The sequence below is a fragment of the Polyangium sp. 15x6 genome, assembly GCF_029960785.1.
Taxonomy (GTDB): Bacteria; Myxococcota_A; Polyangia; order Polyangiales; family Polyangiaceae; genus Polyangium.
Map to the genome: position 1 here is coordinate 1 of NZ_JASBQE010000227.1, position 3393 is coordinate 3393.

The window sequence follows — 3393 nt, forward strand, 5'->3', positions numbered from 1 at the left end:
GTTATTGTGCGGCTGCGACGAACCCGCCGAGCGCACGCCGGCGCGGCGAGCATGCGCGTGCCGCGCACGTGGCGCCTGCCATGGGCGCGGATGGTCGTCCAGACGGTGGTGGGCGAGGACTTACCGTTCTCCTCGCCCTCGACGGCGGCGCGTGAAGGTACCCGAACGAGCACGCAAGGCGCTCGTCACGCACGAGCGTCACGAGCGTCATGAGCGTCATGGAGACGAGTGCCTGGCCCGTCCCGTACGCCCGACGAGCCACCCTCACGGACACCTGGTCCCCGTCACACTCCCCAACGACGTCGAGCGACCTCGGATACGGGAGCGTGTGGGTGCGAAGGCGAGGACATGTGAACGGGGACACGGGGAAGCTCGTCGAAGGGACGAGGCCGTGTCTCCGGAGACTCGAGGTCGTGCCCTCCGGGCTTCGAGACGGGTTGGCCGGAGCACGGTCCCGAGGGGGGCGGGGCACGGCGCCGACGCAGCGGGGCCACAAGGTCGTGACTCCGGAGGCGCGAGGCCGTGCCGCCTCGCGTTCGACCTCGATCGGCCGGCGAACGACGCAGCCGGTCGCCGAGGACGAGGTCGACCCCTATGGGCACGGGGTCCTGGCAGGAGCCTGTCGCACGTAATGCTCGCACGCGTCGGGGGATGGCCGCAGGCGTGGAGGAGGCTCGGAAAGAATGGATCGGCGACACCCCTGCGCGCGCGCTTGCGCAGGCTCAGACTCCTCCGGTACGGTTTTCACCGTGTCTGGCCCTACGGAGCTCGATTCGCTGATGGCACGCGCGCGGAGCCGCGTCTGGTCGCTTTACGGCATCGTCGCTGGCATCGTCGCTTTCATTTCGATGTGCGCGGCCCTCACCTACACGCCAGCGCTCCGATGGTTTCTCATGGCGTTCATGTGGTGTTGTGGGTGCATGGCCGTTCTCGGGTTGGGCTATCTATGGGTTCGAGCGCGCGTCGCCGCGACACGACGATTGATGCAGCTCGTATCCGAGGGAGCCCTCAGGCTCGCGAATATCGAGCTCACGCAGGTCGAGCTCGAAATCTTGCCCTTCGGAGCCGAGGTCGACATCGAAATCACGTCAGGCGAGCACCTCGCCTTCGGTTTTTGGCGGCGTGACGATGCCGATGCGCTGATCGCGTTGCTGCGGCAGCTTGCCGTGATTTGAGTGGCGTGTCGTCACCCGCGCTGGCGACGTGCCCAAGGTGGGATGCGCTCGGCCGGCGGACATGCGAGGCGGCGTACAAGGCACATGGGAGGAGGATGTGCTGGGGTCCATGAGGACCTGTGGCTCACGACACAAAATAGTGAACAACGGAAGAGCGGAAAGCTCTTGCGTTGGAGCTCGGCGGAGGCTAGGGTTCGCGCCCGCTTCCCCGGAGGCGCCCGTCCCCATCGTCTAGCCCGGCCCAGGACCCAGCCCTTTCAAGGCTGTTACGCGGGTTCGAATCCCGCTGGGGACGCCATCCATACTGCTTAGCCCTGTCTTCCCGGTGACACGGTAGCGCCGTCCATCCGGGGTCTCGACAGGGTTCATCGTCAACGGGCCGACGAGCAGTCTCTCCAGGGATCGCCGAGCGTCCTCGGGCCGTCGCTCGGTGAGCCCCTTCAGCTCGTCGAGCTTCTTCATCGCATCCTTCTCCAGCCGACGGACCTCCAGATCAAGAACCTGGGGCGCGGTCTTGATGGCCGCGATGCGGGCGTTGAGAGCTGAGAGCCGCTGCTCCCTCTCCGTGATCATCCGGAGGATGGTCTCGGGCTTGTCGTCCGTCGCCACGAGAGCAGCCCCGAGACGGTCAAGCTCCGTCTTCACCTTGCGAACTTGGGCTTCCAGCTCCGCCACCTCGTCTCCGTTCCCCTCGGACCGGACCTTGAGCCGCGCGCGGACCTCACGGAGGACCATCGCGACGACCTCCTCCGTCAGGATCTTCTTCTCGACGTAGCTCAGAACCGCAGCGTCCACGGCCTCGACGGGCCTCCGGAGGCTGTTCGTGCACGTCTTCTTCTCGCGGTAGTTCGAGCAGATGTAGACGCGGGTGGGTTCTACGCCGGCCTTGCCAGGGATCACCTGGAGACGACCGCCGCAGACGCCGCAACGGCTCAGGCCCGAGAGCAGGTACTTCGGGGGAGCGCCCGAGGCTCTCGTTCTACCGAAGGACATCTTCTTGACCCGACGAGCCTGAACTCGGTTCCACAACTCGTCGTCGATGATCCGCATGTGCGGCGCCTCGGTCTTGACCCGCTCGTGCTCCGGTTTGTCGACGCGTACCTTGGTGCCGCCCTTGTACGCTTTCTCGCACCGACCCCACGTGAGGATGCCGATGTACGTCTCTCGTTCGGTCATCGGGAGCAAGGCTGACTGCGCCCATCCTCGTCCACGGGGAGACGGAACGCCACGAGCGTTCAGATCCTTCGCGATGCCTTTGAGCCCTTCGCCGTCCGCGTAGCGGGTGAAGATTTCCCGGACGATCTTCGCCTCGTCCTCGTTCACGCGATATTCGACCCGGACCCTCCGGTCCCCGTCGCGAACCTCGTGGTTGTCGTAGCCGTACGTCTTGCCGCCGGTCACCAGGCCCTTCCGGGCCTTGGTCATGTGGTTTTCGCGGGTTCGTGAGCTGATCTTCTCGCGTTCCAGCTCCGAGGCGAAGTTCCGGGCCGCGATCATGAATTTGTCGACCGCGGTTTCGAGCGTGACCTCTTCGTCCCCGATGTAGAAGTGGAGCTTGACCCCAGCGTCGATGATGTCCTGAACCACCAGGCCGGTTCTGAAGGTATCACCCCCCAAACGGGTTTCGTCGCGAGCCACGATGACGTCGAACGCCTTCTTTTCCGCGCCAACCAACATGGCGAGGAGACCGGGGCGCTTCTTGAACTCGGCCCTCGATTTCGCGTCGTCCACGAACACGTGCTCGACGGTCCACCCCTTGGACGCAGCGTATCGCTTTGCCTCCGAGGTTTGGACCTCGATGCTCTCCATCTGATGCTCTTCTGTCGACCGGCGGACATACAAGGCGCAACGCATGGAGGTGACTCTAATCGTCTTCCCCCGTCCTGGGAAGCTCTTTGGGGTTCGTCTCGGTACTTTTGGGGGTTGGTCGCGGAACGAGAAGGTCGGCCAGGATCATGTCGGCGAGCGCCTGGACGAACGGGCGGAGATCATCGGCGACGGGCAGGTCGACGACCTCGTCCCCTCCCTGGGGGACGGCCTTCGTCGTCTCGTCTCTGCTCGGTCGCCGGTTGCGGGCCACCAAGAGCGTTAGTACCACCTCGCCCACCCCCGTCCTGACACCGACGGCTCGCTCCTCCGACGCTGGTGCCCCGAAGGGAGCACCCGATGCGGAACCATCAGCGAGCGGCGGCGATTCGTGCAGAGATCGAGCAGGACG

Annotated in this window: 2 protein-coding genes and 1 tRNA gene; all 3 read left to right on the forward strand. The window is 65.3% G+C overall.

Features of this window, described 5'->3' with window-relative positions:
- Nucleotides 1-749 precede the first annotated feature (749 nt).
- The 3 genes from QHF83_RS53035 to QHF83_RS53045 all read left to right on the forward strand — a co-directional run bounded on the left by QHF83_RS53035 (nucleotide 750) and on the right by QHF83_RS53045 (nucleotide 2366).
- Complete coding sequence (locus QHF83_RS53035; RefSeq protein ID WP_282425835.1) at nucleotides 750-1175, forward strand: hypothetical protein; 426 nt, start codon at nucleotides 750-752, stop codon at nucleotides 1173-1175.
- A gap of 220 nt (nucleotides 1176-1395) precedes the next feature.
- Nucleotides 1396-1473 (forward strand) — tRNA-Glu (locus QHF83_RS53040).
- A gap of 356 nt (nucleotides 1474-1829) precedes the next feature.
- Complete coding sequence (locus QHF83_RS53045) at nucleotides 1830-2366, forward strand: hypothetical protein (protein WP_282425836.1); 537 nt, start codon at nucleotides 1830-1832, stop codon at nucleotides 2364-2366.
- The last annotated feature ends 1027 nt before the right edge of the window (nucleotides 2367-3393 follow it).